This window comes from Paenibacillus sp. DCT19 (assembly GCF_003268635.1).
Taxonomy (GTDB): Bacteria; Bacillota; Bacilli; order Paenibacillales; family Paenibacillaceae; genus Paenibacillus.
In genome coordinates this window covers 4,092,503-4,111,372 of the sequence record NZ_CP029639.1, presented here as the reverse complement: position 1 = coordinate 4,111,372, position 18,870 = coordinate 4,092,503, and the positions used below count along the sequence as shown (strand labels likewise).

The following is an 18,870-nucleotide window of genomic DNA, read 5'->3' as shown; positions in this document are numbered from 1 at the left end:
AATGCGCCAGTTAACAGTTCAATTAGAGGAAAGATCATACCCGATTCTGATTGGTTCTGGTTTATTGGCACAAGCACCCCAATTTTTTGAGCAATATGGTTTAACGAAGAAAAGCCCGCTACTGATTATTACGGATGAAAATGTGGCTCCTAAATATTTGTCCGCGCTTGAACAAACGCTGAGCACGGCTGGATTTACAGTTGTCTCGGCCGTTGTTCCTGCTGGTGAGACCTCGAAGTCATTATCCGTTTATCAAGATATGATGACAGCTGCAATTGAAGGCAAGCTAGATCGAAGCTCAGCCATTATTGCTCTGGGCGGTGGCGTGGTAGGAGATCTGGCTGGATTCGTTGCAGCTACATACATGCGTGGAATCAAATTCGTTCAAGTCCCTACAACGATCCTGGCTCATGACAGCAGTGTGGGCGGTAAAGTGGCTGTCAATCATCCACTTGCCAAAAATATGATCGGTGCATTCCATCAGCCGGAGCTTGTACTCTACGATGTGGATACACTGCAATCGTTGCCACCTCGTGATGTATCTGCTGGTTTATCGGAGATGCTGAAACATGGCTTGATTCGTGACGAAGCGTTTGCGCATTGGTGTGAAGAGCATGCAGAGCAGCTACTTGCTCTTGATCCAGAGGCACTTGGCTATGGACTTGAGCGTGGGTGCGGAATTAAGGCAGAGATTGTATCTAGAGATGAACGCGAAAATGGAGAACGAGCGCTGCTAAACCTGGGTCATACGATTGGTCATGCTATTGAAGCAATTGCCGGATACGGCGAATTCCTACATGGTGAAGCAATCTCGATCGGTATGGCTGGCTCAGCATTGCTTGGAGAGAAGCTGGGAGCCCCAGCTGGGCTGTATGATGATACAGTTCGTATGCTCCGTGCCTTGCGCCTTCCGGTAACATTACCGAGTCATCTAGGTACAGATGCATTAATGGAAGCGATGATGCATGACAAGAAGTTCCGTGAAGGACATATGGTCTTCATTATTCCTGATCGCATTGGCGCAGCTCGAATTGTAAAAGACGTGCCTGTGTCAGTTGTCATCGAAGTGATTGAATTGCTTAAGAAGGGAGATTAACAACATGGTGACACGCGGAATTCGCGGGGCTACAACAGTCACGCTTAACACCGAAGAACATATTTTGCAGGAGACGGCTATATTGTTACAAGAGATCGTAGATCGTAATGATATTACGCCGGAAGATATCTCTAGTGTCTGGATTACAATGACGGGAGATTTGGATGCAGCTTTTCCTGCAAAGGCCATTCGCCAGTTGGAAGGCTGGGAGCTTGTGCCGCTAATGTGCGCACTGGAAGTTCCAGTACAAGGGCGTTGCCGCTATGCATTCGTTTTATGGTGCATGTGAACACAGCCAAAGCACAGAATGAAATTAATCATGTTTACCTGAATGGTGCGCAGGCATTGCGACCGGATCTGGCAGCACCTTCCGGTTCATAATTACAGTGGTTGTCAAACCGAATGGAATCATGTATAGTGATAAGCAGTTGAGTAGAGTTTAGATTGAGCTGAGAGCAGCTGAGCTAGTGGAGTAATAGCAGAGTCCAGCGGGTGGTAGCCGGAGAAACATAGGCCGGTCAACTGATTCGCGGTACGTCGCGCTATAGGATTACAGGATTAGGGAAAGAGACGTGTCCAGTGACATCGTTTTGTTTTGGTATAGCTTGGTCAAATTGAGACCAGATTCTATGAATATACTCATGGATGAAGGGATTTGATTAGTGCACCTGAACGGAACATGTGTACAAGTGGATTTACGTTTAATCTACCGATAACCTGATGAATCCGGCAAAAGATGTATAGGGACTTGTTATTTATAAAACACGAACTTGTTGAATACAGCTTATAACCAAACCTCTACCTGATGGTAGAGGTTTTTTTGTATATATGTGCCTAATCTGAAAGGACGTGATCTAATGATAACGCCAAACGTTAATCAAGTACTGAAAATGTCAAATGAATATAATCTGATTCCCGTTGTTAAACGGATCTTGGCTGACATGGAGACGCCAATCCGAATCTTCCGCCGTTATGCCGACAATGACCGGGCATTCCTGTTGGAAAGTGTTGAGGGTGGAATTCAATGGGCGAGATATTCCTTTATCGGTACTGATCCGTTCTTGATGATTTCCGCCAAAAAAGGCCGAATCGTGGTCGAAGAGGCTGGGCAAACGCGGGAGCTTCCAGGTAAGCCGATTGAAGAACTGAAAGCTCTTTTGCGCAAGTATCGTAGCCCAAAAGATGATGAGCTTCCTCCGTTTACGGGCGGAGCGATTGGATTTTTCGGTTACGACTTACTGCAATATTATGAGAAGCTTCCGGCACACGCACTGGATGATCTAAAAATGGATGATATTCGCTTCATGTTCTGTGACCAAATTATCGTGTTTGACCATGTGAAGCAACAGATGCTGCTTGTAGGTAATGTGCATGTACGAGATGGAGCTACGGATGACGAAATCCGCCAAGCTTATGCACTGACTTCTGAGAAGCTGGAGCAGGCTGCAGAGCGTTTGCAGCAACAAGGGCCAGGTGAAAACTTGAATCCACGTTCGATTCCGGGTGATGTTGAGCTTGGCGATGTTCGTTCCAATCTGACGAAAGAGCAGTTTATTGGCAATGTGGAGCAGGCTAAAGAATACATCCGCGCGGGAGATATTTTTCAAGTGGTGCTGTCCCAGCGCTTTCACATTGATACCGAGGTTTCTCCGCTTCACGTATACAGAGTGCTTAGAACGTTGAATCCATCACCATATATGTATTATCTGAAGATGGATGATGAGATTATCGTAGGAACCTCGCCTGAGGCGCTAGTTAAAATAGATGGAAATCGTGTGGCGACACGACCCATTGCAGGGACTCGTCCAAGAGGTGCAACAGAGAGTGAAGATCGTGCACTTGCAGCAGATCTGTTACAGGATGAGAAGGAGCGTGCAGAGCATTTGATGCTGGTTGACTTGGGTCGAAACGATCTGGGACGGGTATCAAACTTTGGCACCGTGAAGTGTGACATGTTTATGGAGATCGAGCGGTACTCTCACGTTATGCACATGGTGTCGAATGTAACGGGTGAGCTTAGAGAAGATAAGGATTTCTTCGATGCATTCCTATCCTGTCTGCCTGCGGGAACCGTGTCTGGTGCACCAAAACTGCGTGCGATGGAGATTATTGCGGAGCTTGAGCGTGAGGCACGTGGGGCGTACGCGGGAGCGATTGGTTATCTTGGCTTCTCGGGCAATATGGATTCTTGTATTACGATCCGGACCATTATTTTCAAAAAGGGAAAAGCTTATGTGCAGGCTGGAGCAGGAATTGTATGGGATTCAGTGCCTGAGAAGGAATATGAAGAGACGGTGAACAAAGCCAAAGCGCTGCTCAAGGCGATTCGAACAGCGGAAGCGATGTTCCCGGCCAAGAGCAAACATCATGGATTGAAACTTGCTAATGCTGATTATTTTGTAAGTCCGGCAGGCGTCGCAGAAAACTGAGAGAGGAGAGACCGGAAATGAATATGAACCCTGTAATGAATGACAACTTGCAGCATCTGACTTCACAGCCTCAGTCGGAAGAGGGGATGAAACAAGGTCTGGCTAAAATTTTGGAGGGACATGATCTCCAGCAAGCGGAAGCACGTGACCTGATGTACTCCATTATGAAAGGTGAGGCGACTCCGGCTCAAATCGGAGGTTTGCTGATGGCGCTGCGGATGAAAGGTGAAACCGTGGATGAAATCACTGGTTTTGCCGAGGCTATGCGTGGTCAAGGCGGTAGAATTCTTACCGATGGTAATGGGCTGTTAGATACGTGTGGTACAGGTGGCTCAGGTATTCACAAATTTAATATCTCTACGGCTTCGGCGATTATAGCATCAGCAGTTTCTGTTCGGGTGGCCAAACATGGCAATCGTTCTGCATCAGGTAAAGCAGGCAGCGCCGATGTGCTTGAGGCGTTAGGGGTTAATATTCATCTGAATGGAGAGCAAGCAAGACAATGTCTTGAAGAGATTGGAATCTGTTTCTGTTTTGCTCAAGTGTATCATCCATCAATGAAACATGCGGCTGCACCACGCAAAGAGCTAGGTGTTCGCACAATCTTTAATATGCTTGGGCCGTTAACCAACCCTGCGGGTGCAGATCGTCAACTGCTTGGTTTGTACGACCGCAGCCGCACACCAATGATTGCCGAGGTTTTGAATCGTCTGGGATTAAAGAGAGCATTGGTAGTTGCTAGCCATGATGGTTTGGATGAAATCAGTATTTCTGCTCCTACCCAAGTATCGGAGTTAAGAAATGGAGAAGTACACACATATGACATTGATCCACGCAGTATGGGATTAAACTTGCACCCACTTGAAGCGGTACTGGGAGGAGATGCAGCCCAAAATGCCGAAATTATTAAACGGATCTTCCAGGGAGAGCGGAGCGCGTATCGTGATGTTGTTTTGCTGAATGCCGGGGCATGTATCTATGTGTCTGGTCTTGCGGATAGCATTGCGGAAGGTGTGACTATGGCTGCTGAGGCTGTAGATACAGGAAAAGCTGCTGGGAAACTGGAACAGTTAATATACACAACGGAGGCGTACAGTCATGTATCTTGATCGAATCGTTGCAACCAAACAGCAGGAAGTCGAAGTGCTCTCACGAACGTTTAACATGGATGAGGCGCTTAAAGAGATTGAGCAGTTGCCAGCAACACGGGGGTTTGAACGAGCGTTAGCAGAAGGGCGTAACCGAAAACTGGGCTTATTGCCGAAGTGAAGAAGGCTTCACCGTCCAAAGGATTAATTCGACCGGACTTTCATCCGGTGAACATTGCATTAGCTTATGAAAGAGCAGGAGCAGATTGCATCTCTGTACTCACGGATGTTTCTTACTTTCAAGGAAGTGCAGCGTATTTGAAGGAAATCCATCAAGCGGTGAACATTCCATTGCTTCGCAAAGATTTTATTATAGATGAGCGGCAGATTGCCGAAGCAAGACTGCTAGGAGCAGATGCAATTCTGCTGATTGCAAGTATTTTGACACCAGATCAGATTCGACGTTACTTGGATTTTGCCAAAAGTATAGGTCTGGATGCTTTAATTGAAGTGCATGATCAAGCCGAACTCGAGCAAGTATTAGAGATTCCGCAGGCAACGCTAATCGGGATTAACAATCGGAATCTAAAAACATTCGAGACAAGTCTGAATACAACACTTGATCTTATGAAACTGATCCCATCAGGGGTGACACTTATCAGTGAAAGTGGTATTGATGGTGCTGAGCGGTTAGAGGAATTAATTACAGCGGGTGTTCACGGGATCCTCGTTGGGGAGCATCTGATGCGTAAGGATGATGTTGAAGCGGCTGTGAACGAATTAATGGGTTCTCGATGATGAATGAATATACGAATGGCGGTACGGGAAGCAGAGACATGAATCTGCACCAGCAACCGGCAGCGGCCGTAAAAATTTGTGGAATTCAGGACGTTGAAGTGCTAAAATCGATGATAAACTTGCCTGTTGATTATGTTGGTGTTGTTTTTGCCAAATCCCGTCGTCGTATTGAACCCAAGCAGGCTGCCGAATTAAAAGAAGTATTGCTGGCGTGGACGACATTTGATCGACCGAAGTTAACCGGGGGATTTGTTAATCCAACTATGGAAGAGCTTGAACAGGTCATGGACGCTGCAGCATTAGATGTGATACAGCTACATGGACAGGAAACACCAGCGTTCTGTGAGCAGGTGAAGCAACGCTTTCAGACTGAAGTCTTCAAAGCTTTTTCTTTTCCTAAAAATGAGTCCGGTACCGAAGCGGTTGATACCACGCTAAAGACACTTGATAATTACGTGCACACAATAGATGCTATATTGCTTGATACGTATGATCCTCAATATGTTGGTGGTTCTGGTCATACCTTTGCTTGGGAACGGATTCCAACCTATGCGAAGTGGGCGAGAAATCACGGTATTGAGTTGTTTGTGGCTGGTGGTTTGAAGCCTGATAATGTTCAACAATTAATTCAGACATATGCACCGGATGGCGTTGACGTATCAAGTGGAGTAGAGACGGACGGTGTTAAAGATATCGCTAAGATTACAGCATTTGTAGAGAGGGTGAAGCAGGCATGACACATCAATTGCCGGATCAACACGGGCGTTTCGGCTCCTTCGGAGGCCGCTTTGTTCCTGAGACATTAATGAACGCATTAATCGAACTAGAGGAAGCATACAGCCGCTTTTCAGAAGATGAGGAATTCAATAAAGAATTAAACTATCTGCTAAGTGAGTATTCTGGTCGGGAGACTCCGCTGTATTATGCAGAGCAACTTTCTCGTCGTTTGGGTGGGCCAAAGGTGTACCTGAAGCGCGAGGATCTGAACCACACGGGTGCACATAAAATCAATAATGCCATCGGGCAAGGATTACTTGCTAAACGGATGGGCAAAAAGAAAGTCATTGCTGAAACAGGAGCAGGTCAACATGGCGTAGCTACAGCAACGGTTGCTGCTTTGCTTGGTTTAGAGTGTAAGGTATTCATGGGTGAGGAAGATACCGAGCGTCAACAATTGAATGTATTCCGGATGAAGTTGCTCGGTGCAGAAGTAATTCCAGTAACGTCAGGAACGAGAACGCTGAAGGATGCGGGGAATGAAGCTCTGCGATATTGGGTTAGTAATGTAGAAGATACATTCTATGTCCTTGGTTCAGTTGTAGGGCCACACCCTTATCCAATGATGGTGCGTAACTTCCAGCGGGTAATCGGGGATGAGACTCGTCGTCAGATTCAAGAGCTTGAAGGTCGTCTGCCTGATGTCATTGTTGCAGCAGTAGGTGGCGGAAGCAATGCCATCGGTATGTTCTATCCGTTTATCGGTGATGCAGATGTGAAGCTTGTAGGGGTCGAAGCAGCAGGCAAAGGCGTGGATACTGAATTCCATGCGGCAACGATGAGCAAAGGAACACATGGCGTATTCCAAGGCTCTATGAGCTATTTGTTGCAGGATGAATATGGACAGGTTCAGCCGGCTCACTCCATCTCTGCTGGATTAGATTATCCGGGTGTAGGGCCAGAGCATTCATATCTTAAAGATATCGAGCGCGCGAAATATGTTCCGATCACGGATCAGGAAGCGTTGGATGCCCTGCAATTGCTCTCCAGAACCGAAGGAATCATACCTGCTCTAGAGTCTGCTCATGCCGTTGCACAGGTAGTTAAGCTTGCTCCCGAGCTCACGTCTGATGATATTGTAGTCATTTGTCTATCAGGTCGTGGAGATAAGGACGTTGAATCCATCATGAAGTATACGGGAGGGCAATTCGCATGAATTTAATGGATCAAACCTTCCAACAATTGAAAGAGCAGAATCGTACAGCACTTATTCCTTTTCTAACGGTTGGAGATCCAAATGTGGATACAACGGTAGAGATTATTAAGGAGCTTGAACAAGCGGGTGCAGATATTCTAGAGCTAGGCGTACCATACTCAGATCCACTCGCCGACGGTCCTGTTATTCAGCGTGCTTCCGAGCGGGCACTGAAAAGCCAGATCACCATTCGTACATGTATGGAGACGGCAGCTAAGGCACGTGAAGCTGGAGTGAAAATGCCTTTTGTTTTATTTACGTATTATAATCCTGTGCTTCAGACAGGTCTTGATGTATTTTTTAATGAATTGCTTAAGCATGACATCAGTGGCATGATTATCCCGGATCTTCCGATCGAAGAGGCCGAAGAGATGCGTCGTCGTGCTGAAGCGGCGGGCGTGCATTTGGTGCCACTTGTTGCACCTACGTCCAATGCCAGAATTGAGCGTATCGTCTCGGGTGCACGTGGTTTCATCTATTGTGTATCTTCCCTCGGTGTAACCGGAGAAAGAGCATCCTTCTTTGAAGGCGTTGAGCAGTTTATTGAAACGGTTAAAAGTTTAACTGACCTTCCGGTAGCTGTTGGATTCGGTATATCCAGCCGTGAACAGGTGGCACATTTCTCCCGTATTTGTGATGGGGTTGTTGTGGGTAGTGCTATTGTTCGTCAGGTGGAGGAGGCCATCCCGCTCCTGGAGAATCCAGAGACCCATCAGGCAGGACTGTTGCAAATTCGCAACTTTGTGGCACAATTAAAAGGATAGGGACTATATTTAAGAATCCCTCAGTATGTAATAGCATCATGAACTTTATTTGATGAACAGGAGGTGGTCGGATTGAAACCTAAATCCCAGATTGTTAATCTGCCGGTGTACCAGCCAGGCAAACCGATTGAAGAAGTGAAACGTGAACTGGGGCTTGAGCAAGTCATCAAGCTGGCCTCCAACGAGAATCCATACGGCAGCTCTCCTGCTGCATTGGAAGCTATTACTAGAGAAGTCGTGAATGTTAGCATATATCCAGACGGAAGTGCGGCTGAACTTACAGGAGTTCTTGCTGAGCACCTCGGCGTGAATCGCAACAATCTGATTTTTGGCTGTGGGTCAGATGAGATCATTGCCCTGATTACACGGGCGTTCTTCCTTCCGGGAGATGAGACGATCATGGCAGATCAGACGTTTTCGGTGTATAAAAGCAATGCCGATATTGAGGGCGCGGTAAGCATTGAGGTGCCATTGAAGGATGGGACTCATGATTTGACGTCCATGCTGGCACAGATCAACGACAAAACAAAAGTGGTGTGGGTATGTAACCCTAACAATCCTACAGGCACGATCATTTCTGAACAGGAACTGACTGCGTTTATGGATCGGGTACCTTCTCATGTTATGGTCGTGTTGGATGAAGCCTATTATGAATTCGTAACGGATCAAGCCTATCCTCAAAGTATTGCTTTGTTAGATCGTTACCCTAACTTGGTTATTTTGCGGACATTCTCCAAAATTTATGGGTTGGCTTCCTTACGGATCGGATATGGTATTGCAAGCCCGCAGATCATCGACTTAATTAATCGTGTGCGTGAGCCATTTAACACCTCGCGGTTTGGTCAGGTGGCGGCGACAGCAGCGATACGGGATCAGGCCTTTGTTAAAGAGTGTGCTCAGCGCAATACGGAAGAGCGTGAATTCCTGCAAAATGAGTTCTCACGCCTTGGATTGCCATACTTCCCATCGCAAGGTAACTTCATTATGGTTGACTTGGATATGCCATCAGCGACAGCATTTCAATCTTTGCTTAAGCAAGGTATTATCGTGCGCCCGAATTTCCAAGTGTATCCAAGCTACATCCGTGTGTCCGTTGGAACATCAGAACAGAACCGTGCATTTATCGCGGCACTGGAGAACACGCTGGCAGAGAAGGCGGTCGCACGCCCTTAATTCTAGCGATGAAAGAGTGAGGACTACATGAAACTAAAAATTGCAATGATTGGTGTAGGGCTCATCGGTGGTTCCCTGGCGCTGTGCTTCAAAGGCAAGCCAGGTGTATCGGTGATGGGCTATGCCCATCTGCCTGAACTGAAGGACAAGTACATAGCAAGTGGTGTAGTCGATGATGCTACGCTATCACTGGAGGAAGCGGTGCAGGATGCCGACTTCATTTTTTTGTGTGTACCTGTAGGTTTATTGGAATCGTATTTTCAACAATTGGCGAAGCTTCCCTTGAAGAAAGGTTGCATCATTACGGATGTTGGTAGCACCAAGGCTTCTATCGCTGCGTGTGCTGAGCATATTCGAATGACTGATGCTTATTTCATTGGTGGACATCCGATGGCTGGATCAGAGCGTGCAGGCGTTGACGCGGCATCTGCTGTATTGTTTGAGAATGCTTATTATGTATTGACTCCTTCAATGCACGTACCGGAGGAAGCCTATAGCCGTTTGTCTGAGCTCTTAGCATATACTAGAGCACAGATTGTTCGAGTCGAACCGCTGTTACATGATGATATTGTGGGAGCAATTAGCCATTTGCCACATGTTATCGCGGTAGCACTTGTTAATCAAGTAAGGGAGTATAACGAATCTAATCCACTCTATAAAATGCTGGCAGCAGGTGGTTTCCGGGATATTACCCGGATCGCATCAAGTGATGCTATTGTGTGGAGAGATATTTTGCTTAGCAACCGTGAGGTGCTCCTAGGTTTAATGAAGGATTGGAACAGCCAAATGTCTGCGTTCACTGATATGTTGGAAGAGCAGGACGGGGAAGGAATTGAACAGGCTTTTCGTCAAGCGAGGGAGTTCAGAAGTGTTCTTCCTGAGCGTCGGAAAGGTATGATCTCATCTTTATTCGATCTGTACACGGATGTCCAGGATGCACCAGGGATGATTGGTAAGATTGCTACCGAGCTTGGGGCTAATGATATCAACTTGAGCAACTTGGAGATAATCGAGAATCGCGTGGACGTACCCGGCATCATGCGGTTATCCTTCCGCCAAGAAGAAGATATGGAGCGAGCGAAAACATTGCTTGCTTCTCTTGGATACCAGGTTTGGGTTTAAACATGCGTAGAGTTAAGTGAAGAAGAGGGCGAAAGCCCTCTTTATTTGCGTGTGAAATTCACTTGTTCTTATGTTGTTACTTGAAATCGGGAAATAAACACAAAAAAAAAGACCGCTTACATAAGCGGCCATTGCTCACGTGGAGCAATACAGTTATTGGATAGGAGTGGAGAGAAACCATACTGTACCCTTATTATATGTATACGTTTTCATTTTGTCAACAGATAAAGCGTAATTATTTTAAATAATCATAGCTTCCGTAAATTAAGGAAAAAGTTTGTATAAACGCAACCATTTTCAATCTTCATACGTTTGAAGTTTAGAATGCATTACGAAACGAAACAAGCCCGAATGAAATAGGGTGTTCGTTTCCTGCAATAGTTCAGTAATGGTAGTTCATTGGCATTGGAGGATTATTTTGCGTCACCGGGGTCATAGACGAGAAAAAGAAAGCATATGAATGTCTGGTCGGGCTCCTGTTGAACGGAATAGATTTGCCAGCAACGGCTGACCGTTGTACAATAAATACTGTTAATGTAGAAACGTTGGGGAAATTGCCATTACATAGGGGAATTTGGCGGGAAGGCCTGTTTTGGCGCTGAACGCTGTTTATATGCGGTGAGAACCGCAACTTTTTTGTGCCTGTTCGGTAATACATGGATAGAGTCGAACGGGGAGAAGCACATGGATGGGCGAGGAGGGGTCGCACTCAAATGACGGATTCCCAGTTGATTCGAGAGATCAAGGAAGGTAACCTGGAGTTATATTCCGAGCTGATGCGTCGTTATCAGCGTAAAATACTGGCTTTCGTATATCATATGTTGAAAAGTTCCAATATGGAGCTGCTTGCGGAAGATCTCTGTTCTGAGACTTTCTATAAGGCGTTCCGCAGTTTACACTCATTTCGTGAGGTGGATGCCTCTTTCTCTACGTGGTTGTATACCATTGCGAGAAATACGGTATTGAGTGAGCTTCGCAAACAGCGCAGTGGTAATGTCCCACTTGAAGAGAGTGGTGTCGTGCCAATTGCTCCTTCGGAGAATGCTCCAGAGTATGCTGTATTGCGTAGTGAGCGGGTGATGCTTGTTAGGGATGCCATTAACAATTTACCGGAGAAGCAGCGTTCTGCCATTATACTCCGTGAGTATGATCAGTTAGACTACCAAGAGATAGCTACTATTCTTGGGCAGAGCGTGAGTTCTGTGAAATCGTTATTGTTCAGAGCAAGATCAAGCGTAAAAACTCAATTGGAACCTTATTTCTTCGAACCGGTGTACGAACCATATGAAGGGATGAAGAACCGATGAATTGCAATGAAGCCCAGGAACTGTTTGCACTGGTTTGGGACTTGCCGGCAACTCATCCTCAGCAGATTGCATTTCATGCTCATCTAGCTGGTTGTGAGGAGTGCTCGCAGCAGTTTGAAGTTTGGCATGAAGCTCAACTTTTGCTGCATAGCATACCGACACCCGTAACAGAGCAACAGGCAGAGAGGGTAAATCGAAATGTAATGGATCGCATTTATGCGGAGTCACCATGGCTCTTGCCTGAAGAGGCAAAAGTAAATCGATTCTCTGCTGCAGTGCGCAAGCATATGTCTTTGTGGATTGCTGCGTTTCTGGCTATTTTTTTGTGCAGTTTCCTGTACATGGCGATGTTTAAACCAGCCGTGTCGGAAGCAGAGCAACCACGCGTCATCTCCACAGGTATATTGGAGACAGCCGTTGCTGGCAGCGAACCATCTTCATCTGGAATGTATCAGTATAATATGGCTGGGGCGGATCGAGGCAGCATCATTGAGCCGTTTGTCGTGAGTATGGGTCCTACCTATCCAGGATACTGGATGGCTCTATCCTTACTGGCTATCGGTATGGCGTTATTCTCGCTTGGACGTATGCATCGTACAACGAGCAAGCGTAAGCAAGGCGTACGTGTCTAGTTAAATGATCATTACCGTGTGTTGAGAAATGAGGGATAAGATGAGGATCGGGCTTATACGTCACGGTTTGACAGATTGGAATGCTGCAGGTCGTATTCAAGGACAGACAGATATTCCTTTGAATGCAGAAGGTCGTGAACAAGCAGAACGTTTGGGTAAACGCCTTCTCACAGAGGAATATCAATGGGATTATATCATTACTAGTGGTTTATCTCGTGCCCAGGAGACTGGGGAGATTATTTCCAAGTTGCTGAGTGTACCTATGCTTGAACCGGATGCAAGACTGAAGGAGAGAGCGTTTGGCCAGATCGAAGGATTGACCTCGGAAGAACGAATTGCTCGCTGGGGTGCAACCTGGGAGACGCTGGATCTAGGACAGGAGCATATCTTGGATATTCAAGCGCGTGCACTGGCATTTCTGGAGGATCTATGGTCGTCATATCCGGACAAGAATGTCCTGATCGTAACCCACGGAGCATTTCTGGCGAATCTGTTATCCGCTATCTTTAAAGACCGGTATACAGAACGCATAGGTAATCTCTCACTTACGATTCTGGAGAAAACCCAGAGTGACTGGAGTCCGCTGTTATACAACTGTACAGAGCATCTTATAATGAATTCAGCCAAACAATCTGAGTAATGAACTCGGGTTGTTTTTTTTGTCTTCTGCGAACTGATGAAGTAGGGAATAGGAATACTTGTCTCCTGTTTTTCTTCTGATCAGGTACATCTAGGCATAGGATGGTTACTAACAGATAAAAGATTTAATAAAAGATTTGAAAAAAGAGGTTTAGATCATGGGAATTCCGTCAACGATGTTTACAAAACCAAACTACTCTAGGCTCTAAATCAGCAGTCATAAGTAGTTAGCTGGCGAGGCGATGACCCATGAATCTAGCGGATATGCTTACTTTTGCAGATATTGGCCAACTGAATCGAATAGCAGATTATTACCAGTGTGAGTGTAAGCCCAATTCCAAACATGAACTCATCCAGAGTATTCTCACCACATTGGGAAGCAGAGCTTTTTTTGAACAACAGGTTCGTGAATTGAATCCCGTTCAATTAAGGTTTTTGAACAATCTATTATTTGATCCACGCCAATATCTCGGTATTGAGGAACTGGTTGCGATAGCTCGTCAATCCATGGACAAAAAGGAAAACGAGACAGGTGCCAGTCCACGTGATCTGATCACTCGTTTCCATAAGAGTGGATGGTTATTCAATGGAACGACGCAGCATACAAAATATTTGTACCAAGTCCCTCTTGATCTGAAATTAAGATTCCGAGATGTGTTATCTAACCATCTAAGAGCCGAAATCACAAACACAAGTGAACCGACAATGTATAGGGACGAATATCACTTGCTTGTCGATGATCTTCGATTGTTTCTGCAATATGTGCAGCAACACGAGATTGCACTTAATGCTGAAGGCATGATGTATCGTCGTTCACAGCAGCAGTTGATGGAGCATCTGCATGTCAGCGAAGAGCTGGTTGGCAAAGCGGGCTGGAGATTTGGCTATGGTCGCTCCTTCAAGGATTATCCGGATCGATTCGCCTTAATCTATGACTATGCATTTCACTATCGGCTCATCCGTGAGGAACAAGGAATGCTGCAACTAACGTCCGCTGGCGAGGAAAAGCAAGCTGCTGAGAAATCAACTGAGAAAACATCGGAAATGATACAGCTATTTCGATTTTGGTTAAGACTGTATAAAGGTGCTATTCCAAACCTCGCCTCCATCGTCTATTGGACAGGGGAATGTGCCGATGAATGGTCTACTACAGAGTCGCTGTTTCGCCAGATAGGCTCGTTCATTCAACCCTTCTACTACGATACGCCTGAGACAATCTACGACAACCGTATCATCAAAATGATGCTGCATCTCGGGATGCTTCGGATCGGAGAAGCTGCGGATGGACGAACTGTACAAATGACGGCTTGGGGTTCACGTCTTGCTGACTCGTGTAGCTCACTTTCTGGAGATATCTCACCCGTTTTGTTTGACAAATGAAGGACAAGTTGCTAAAATCACTCCCAAATTAAGGAGTGATACGAATGATAATTCCATATCAAGGCATACTGCCGCAGCTGCATCCTTCGGTATATGTGGCTGAAGGTGCTAAACTTATTGGCGATCTGAGAATGGGCGAGGAGTCTACCGTTTGGTTTAACGCTGTGCTAAGGGCGGATTTAGCGCCGATCATCATTGGACAGCGTTGTAATATACAAGATAATACGGTTGGTCATGTGAATACAGATCAGCCCCTGATCATGGGAGATGATGTTTCGGTCGGACATTCTGCTATTATTCATGGCTGTCAGATTGGAACTGGGTCACTAATTGGAATGGGAGCCATACTTCTTAATGGAGCCGAAATAGGGGAATACTCTTTAATCGGCGCCGGTTCAGTAGTTACTGAGAATACCAAAATTCCGCCCTATACTCTTGCTTTGGGAACACCTGCCAAAGTGATGCGTGAATTGACGGATGCTGATCTTGAGCGGATGTCCAGAACTTCACTAGGTTATGTTGCCAAAGGAAAGGAATATAGGAGCTATTAAATCCGTTTTTGGAGGTGCATCCTATTGGATAAAATGAAAGTTACGTATGAAGTCATGTTGGGGCTGGCTGCTGAGATGGTGTGGGACGAGGCGCTTCGTAAACAGCGTAGCGAGAAGCTGTATATGGAAATCGACAAAGCGCTGGCTACTGGAGACGAAGTAGCTTTCCGGAGTCTAACGGATGAACTGAAAGCCATAAGCTGATATTCAATATTAAAATAAACATTCATATAGAATGGATATACAACAAGGAGTGCGTACATCGCATTCCTTGTTTTTTATTGCATTTTCTAGTGTAGGCAACCCTATTTGGTACTGATTGTACGGTTTTAAATGGAAAGGTCAAATTTAAATCAATAGATTTATACGATATGCTCATATATAATATGGGAATAAAATGGATGGAGAGGGGAAATAGGGAAGTGAAATTCAGTGAGATGACTCAAGACAGTTGGGCTGAGCTGCAACTCTATCTGGACACATGTCTAATTCCTTATACAGCTCTCACAGGTAATCAATCGCCAGTTGAAGCTACCGAAGCGTTGGAGCGACTTAGAGATTTTTTAGACTTGGTAGAGATCCCTTTCAAAGGGCGAATAATGACCTATCCGGCGTACCATTTTGAAATTCCGGAAATGTCAATGGCATTAAACACCGTGTGTAAACAGCTTAAAGCGTCTGGATTCAAATATGTGGTTATAATGTCATCAGATGGTTTGTTAGAGAAAGAACATATGCCCGATGCAGATTTGATTTTACTTCGCTCAGATATCGTTCGAAAAATAGAAGAAACGAAATTCCGCGGTATATCGGGGAGAAAATCCGTGAGCTGTGGAAAAAATGAATTCTAATTGGTAAATGTGACAAAATATCGACACTTTTGTAATAACGCTTACAATTGAACCTTAAAAAAGTGTGACAAATTCTTGACGGTGTTCTAGGGCTACTATATGATTATGTATGTTCTAGTAAGACGTGGAATTTCTGATAATGAAAACGGTTGAGAGAGTTGGCTGAAAAGGGGGTTGGAGACAGTATGAGCAGTGAGCATGACCAGCACGAAGACTCAATGAAACCGCCAAGCCGGATGGAAATGTCACGCAGGCAGTTTTTGACGTACACGCTTGGTGGAGCTACAGCCTACATGGCCGCCGGTGCAGTTCTGCCCATGATCCGTTTTGCGGTGGATCCGATTTTGCAGCATAAGGGAGAAGGCACCTCTGTCAAAGTAGCAGAAATCAGCAAAATTACAACTGAGCCTCAAGAATTTACATTTGAACTACAACAACAGGACGGTTGGTATCTAAGCAATGCTTCGTTGGTGGCTTGGATTCGCAAAGACGAGCGGGGTCAAATTTATGCCCTTTCGCCAATTTGCAAACATCTAGGATGTACCGTAGGTTGGAACAGCGACAAAAATTATCCTGATGAGTATCACTGCCCTTGCCATGGTGCGCACTATGACAAGGAAGGGAAAAATCTTGCCGTGGCCCCGAAACCGCTGGATGAGTACGTGGTCAAAGAGGAACAAGGCTGGGTATACCTCGGCGAGATCGTTCCGAACACCAGAGTGAATTAGGAGGCGTGGACGCAGATGTTTAAAAATATCTATGACTGGATTGACGAACGTCTCGATATCACGCCCATCTGGAGGGACGTTGCGGATCATGAGGTTCCAGAGCACGTGAACCCGGCACATCATTTTTCCGCATTCGTGTACTGTTTTGGTGGGTTGACGTTCTTTATCACCGTAATTCAGATTTTGTCAGGAATGTTTCTGACGATGTATTACGTGCCTGACATTATTAATGCTTATGCGAGTGTCGAGTATTTGCAAACCAAAGTAGCCTTCGGTCAAATTGTACGCGGAATGCACCACTGGGGAGCGAGTCTTGTCATCGTAATGATGTTCTTACATACGATGCGTGTGTTCTTTACAGGCTCTTACAAGGCACCGCGTGAAATGAACTGGGTAGTAGGAATGTTAATCTTTTTCGTCATGCTAGGTCTTGGTTTGACAGGATACTTACTGCCATGGGATAACAAAGCGTACTTTGCTACCAAAGTTACTTTGGAAATCGCCAACACAGTTCCGTGGCTTGGACCAATTATTAAAGAATTTTTACAAGGCGGTACTATTGTAGGTGCGCAAACGTTAACACGTTTCTTCGCCCTACACGTTTTCTTCCTCCCCGCAGTGCTTCTAGTGCTACTGGTCGGACACTTTATTATGATCCGCAGACAGGGTATTTCAGGACCACTATAATTTGAGAAGGGAGGAATCGTAATGGCTCACGGACCGAAGTCAGAGGATGAGGAAAAGATTATCTATGTCGGTGATTCACGTGTCCGCAAGGGCGCTGGTTTCATCACGCCACCAGACTACACGGCTTATCCGGGCAAGTCTGAGGCGTTCATCCCTAACTTTTTGCTGAAGGAATGGATGGTTGGTGTCGTGGTATTGGTCGGTATTCTCGTACTAACCATATCTGAACCTGCACCTTTAGGTTATCCGGCTAATCCGAGCGCATCGGTTATTCCGATGCCTGACTGGTACTTCCTATTTCTGTATCAGTACTTGAAATATCCGTATGCCTCTGGTGACTATGTGTTGCTCGGTGTACTGGGGGTAAGTGGAGTTGCATTTGGTGCGTTGCTGCTTGCGCCGTTTCTTGATACAGGTAAGGAGCGTCGCTTCTATAAGCGCCCGATTGCTTCATCGCTGATGATTCTGTCTGTCATTTCTGTATTCTATCTCACGAATGTTGCTTGGACGCACTATAAGCATGAGCTTGAGGCGTCAGGTCAGAAGCCTGAGCACATTCAACGGGAAGAAGAAGCGCATGAGAGGGCTGAACAGGGACTACCTACTTCCAATGCACCAGGACAGCAGCAGGAAGTTGCCATCGTCGAAAAGGATGATCCAGCGATGGAAACGTTCAAGAAGGCGGGTTGTATTGGGTGTCATGCAGCCGATATGAAAGGTGGACCTTCAGGCCCATCCCTTCGAGGTGTAGGTGACAAACATAGCCAGGAAGAGATTCTGACGATTATCAAAGAAGGATATAACCAAATGCAGCCTCAGTACAATAATGCTATTGCTCAAGGCGTTACGGACGAGGAGATTACGCATCTAACAGAATGGCTTGCGAAACAGAAGGCAGAACAGTAAAATCGAATTAACCAATGAAACCTGATCGTTTATACGGTCAGGTTTTTTTGAGACTTTAGCTATACTTGAAAACAAGGTTGTAGGAAGGGGCAGCGAACGTGTCTTTATCGTTTTTTTGGAGCAAGGAATTTTTGACAAACCGTTATTTCCTGTGGCTTCTATTTTGGTGTAATGCTTTAGGAACAGTATACGGATACATATGGTATGGCGATCAGTTGGTAGACACGCTGGAGAAGCAGCCGCTTTGGCAAATTGTATTTGTGCCCGATAGTCCAACGGCAAGCTTATTCTTTACGTTGTCTTTATTATGGATTTTGTATAAACCGAAATCGCTATTGGTTAATCGTATTGGACATGTGATACAAGCGTTAGCTGTAGTGACCTCTGTGAAGTACGGTGTATGGGCAATTTCTATCATTTTTGCGGGATGGTCGCAGGGGAATGTGGCAGCATGGCAGGATTGGATGTTGATTGCATCACATGGCGCTATGGCTATTGAGGCTTTGTTGTATGTTCGGTTTTTTGGTTTCCGCTGGGTAGCACTTTTATTTGCGGCATTGTGGACTTTACTAAATGACACGATGGATTACACGTATGATATTTATCCTTGGCTGCCTTACACCCTGTGGGATCATGTAGATCTGGTGCGGAATTTCACGGTTGTCTTAACGCTCTTAAGTATCTTGGTGTCATGGCTTGCATTAAGACAAGCCAAACGGAGTTAATTTCACGTACGAGCCTGTTCTA

The 18,870-nt window shown here is 45.7% G+C and carries 19 protein-coding genes and 2 pseudogenes; all 21 read left to right on the top strand.

The features are described 5' to 3' along the window. Position 1 precedes the first annotated feature (1 nt). The 21 genes and pseudogenes from aroB to DMB88_RS18470 all read left to right on the top strand — a co-directional run bounded on the left by aroB (position 2) and on the right by DMB88_RS18470 (position 18,848). Entirely contained in the window at positions 2 to 1,096 is a 1,095-nt protein-coding gene (aroB, locus tag DMB88_RS18570) for a 3-dehydroquinate synthase (protein WP_128102547.1), read from the top strand. Positions 1,097 to 1,100: 4 nt separating this feature from the next. Continuing rightward, positions 1,101 to 1,477 (top strand): annotated as a pseudogene (gene aroH, locus DMB88_RS18565) (chorismate mutase). A 476-nt stretch (positions 1,478 to 1,953) separates the two neighbouring features. Continuing rightward, positions 1,954 to 3,525, top strand: coding sequence for an anthranilate synthase component I (trpE, locus tag DMB88_RS18560; protein WP_128102546.1), 1,572 nt, complete (start codon positions 1,954 to 1,956; stop codon positions 3,523 to 3,525). Between the two features lie 35 nt (positions 3,526 to 3,560). Continuing rightward, a complete protein-coding gene (trpD, locus tag DMB88_RS18555) occupies positions 3,561 to 4,634 on the top strand; it encodes an anthranilate phosphoribosyltransferase (protein WP_128104503.1) in 1,074 nt (357 codons plus the stop codon). Further along, a pseudogene (trpC, locus tag DMB88_RS18550) lies at positions 4,624 to 5,411 on the top strand (indole-3-glycerol phosphate synthase TrpC). Before trpD ends, trpC begins: the two are co-directional and overlap by 11 nt. A gap of 38 nt (positions 5,412 to 5,449) precedes the next feature. Beyond that, a complete protein-coding gene (locus DMB88_RS18545) occupies positions 5,450 to 6,148 on the top strand; it encodes a phosphoribosylanthranilate isomerase (RefSeq protein ID WP_128104502.1) in 699 nt (232 codons plus the stop codon). Next, positions 6,145 to 7,344 carry a tryptophan synthase subunit beta gene (gene trpB, locus DMB88_RS18540; RefSeq protein ID WP_056696737.1) on the top strand — a complete coding sequence of 400 codons (1,200 nt, stop codon included), beginning with the start codon at positions 6,145 to 6,147 and terminating at the stop codon, positions 7,342 to 7,344. The genes DMB88_RS18545 and trpB overlap by 4 nt, the downstream gene beginning before the upstream one ends. After that, positions 7,341 to 8,147: a tryptophan synthase subunit alpha gene (trpA, locus tag DMB88_RS18535; RefSeq protein WP_128102545.1), complete on the top strand. Its 807-nt coding sequence runs from the start codon at positions 7,341 to 7,343 to the stop codon at positions 8,145 to 8,147. The genes trpB and trpA overlap by 4 nt, the downstream gene beginning before the upstream one ends. A 72-nt stretch (positions 8,148 to 8,219) precedes the next feature. Continuing rightward, positions 8,220 to 9,320, top strand: a complete 1,101-nt coding sequence (gene hisC, locus DMB88_RS18530; RefSeq protein ID WP_128102544.1) for a histidinol-phosphate transaminase — start codon at positions 8,220 to 8,222, stop codon at positions 9,318 to 9,320. A 27-nt stretch (positions 9,321 to 9,347) separates the two neighbouring features. Then, positions 9,348 to 10,442 (top strand): prephenate dehydrogenase, encoded by a 1,095-nt coding sequence (locus tag DMB88_RS18525; RefSeq protein ID WP_128102543.1) that lies wholly within the window; start codon positions 9,348 to 9,350, stop codon positions 10,440 to 10,442. 713 nt (positions 10,443 to 11,155) lie between these two features. Next, positions 11,156 to 11,749: an RNA polymerase sigma factor gene (locus DMB88_RS18520; protein ID WP_128102542.1), complete on the top strand. Its 594-nt coding sequence runs from the start codon at positions 11,156 to 11,158 to the stop codon at positions 11,747 to 11,749. Beyond that, on the top strand, positions 11,746 to 12,381 hold the full coding sequence (locus DMB88_RS18515) for a zf-HC2 domain-containing protein (protein ID WP_128102541.1): 636 nt from the start codon (positions 11,746 to 11,748) through the stop codon (positions 12,379 to 12,381). Before DMB88_RS18520 ends, DMB88_RS18515 begins: the two co-directional genes overlap by 4 nt. Positions 12,382 to 12,421: 40 nt before the next feature. After that, positions 12,422 to 13,021, top strand: coding sequence for a histidine phosphatase family protein (locus tag DMB88_RS18510; RefSeq protein WP_128102540.1), 600 nt, complete (start codon positions 12,422 to 12,424; stop codon positions 13,019 to 13,021). A 248-nt stretch (positions 13,022 to 13,269) separates the two neighbouring features. Beyond that, positions 13,270 to 14,400 carry a hypothetical protein gene (locus DMB88_RS18505; protein WP_128102539.1) on the top strand — a complete coding sequence of 377 codons (1,131 nt, stop codon included), beginning with the start codon at positions 13,270 to 13,272 and terminating at the stop codon, positions 14,398 to 14,400. 44 nt (positions 14,401 to 14,444) lie between these two features. Then, positions 14,445 to 14,951, top strand: coding sequence for a gamma carbonic anhydrase family protein (locus tag DMB88_RS18500; protein WP_128102538.1), 507 nt, complete (start codon positions 14,445 to 14,447; stop codon positions 14,949 to 14,951). Positions 14,952 to 14,975: 24 nt separating this feature from the next. Then, positions 14,976 to 15,155 (top strand): IDEAL domain-containing protein, encoded by a 180-nt coding sequence (locus DMB88_RS18495; protein WP_056696754.1) that lies wholly within the window; start codon positions 14,976 to 14,978, stop codon positions 15,153 to 15,155. Positions 15,156 to 15,373: 218 nt separating this feature from the next. Continuing rightward, complete coding sequence (locus DMB88_RS18490; RefSeq protein ID WP_164848732.1) at positions 15,374 to 15,802, top strand: DUF2487 family protein; 429 nt, start codon at positions 15,374 to 15,376, stop codon at positions 15,800 to 15,802. A 185-nt stretch (positions 15,803 to 15,987) separates the two neighbouring features. Continuing rightward, positions 15,988 to 16,530 (top strand): Rieske (2Fe-2S) protein, encoded by a 543-nt coding sequence (locus DMB88_RS18485; RefSeq protein WP_128102536.1) that lies wholly within the window; start codon positions 15,988 to 15,990, stop codon positions 16,528 to 16,530. 15 nt (positions 16,531 to 16,545) lie between these two features. Next, positions 16,546 to 17,217, top strand: coding sequence for a menaquinol-cytochrome c reductase cytochrome b subunit (qcrB, locus tag DMB88_RS18480; RefSeq protein ID WP_056696759.1), 672 nt, complete (start codon positions 16,546 to 16,548; stop codon positions 17,215 to 17,217). A gap of 21 nt (positions 17,218 to 17,238) precedes the next feature. Beyond that, a complete protein-coding gene (locus DMB88_RS18475) occupies positions 17,239 to 18,123 on the top strand; it encodes a menaquinol-cytochrome c reductase cytochrome b/c subunit (RefSeq protein WP_128102535.1) in 885 nt (294 codons plus the stop codon). Positions 18,124 to 18,221: 98 nt separating this feature from the next. Then, positions 18,222 to 18,848 carry a DUF1405 domain-containing protein gene (locus DMB88_RS18470; protein WP_128102534.1) on the top strand — a complete coding sequence of 209 codons (627 nt, stop codon included), beginning with the start codon at positions 18,222 to 18,224 and terminating at the stop codon, positions 18,846 to 18,848. The last annotated feature ends 22 nt before the right edge of the window (positions 18,849 to 18,870 follow it).